Annotated in this window: 1 protein-coding gene; it reads left to right on the top strand. The window is 68.5% G+C overall.

What is annotated here, in order from left to right:
• Nucleotides 1-97: 97 nt before the first annotated feature.
• On the top strand, nucleotides 98-466 hold a 369-nt coding region (locus NHG27_RS18995; RefSeq protein WP_497017364.1), incomplete at its 3' end, for a helix-turn-helix domain-containing protein.

Below are 466 nucleotides of genomic sequence, written 5' to 3'. Positions count from 1 at the left end.
TGTACCCGGCCAGGAGGTTGGTGTCAGTTCCGGTTGTTGAAGGGAGGACCTCCGGGCTTAGTGGAGATGTCGAAGTCTTCACAACCCGGAGGTCCTCGTGTCTCACGCTAATGCCCGGCTGACCGTTCGCGGCAGGCTGTTGATCGTCGAACGTCGCCGCCAGGGGTGGAGGCAGGCTCACATCGCGGCGGCGATGGGTGTCTCGCGCAAGTGTGTGCGGTACTGGTTGCACCGGTTCGCTACCGAGGGCGAGGCCGGCCTGGCTGACCGGTCCTCGCGCCCGCACCACAGCCCGACGAAGACCCCACCCGAGGTCGAAGCCAAGGTCGTGGCGCTGCGTCTGGCCGAGAGGCGCGGGCGGGACCAGATCGCTGCCGAGACCGGCGTCCCGGCCCGGACCGTCTCTCGGGTCCTGGCCCGCCACCACATGCCGCACCTGGCCGTGCTGGACCCGATGACCGGTGAA

The organism is Oerskovia sp. 140933, from assembly GCF_059651515.1.
This window is presented reverse-complemented; position numbering and strand designations above follow the sequence as displayed.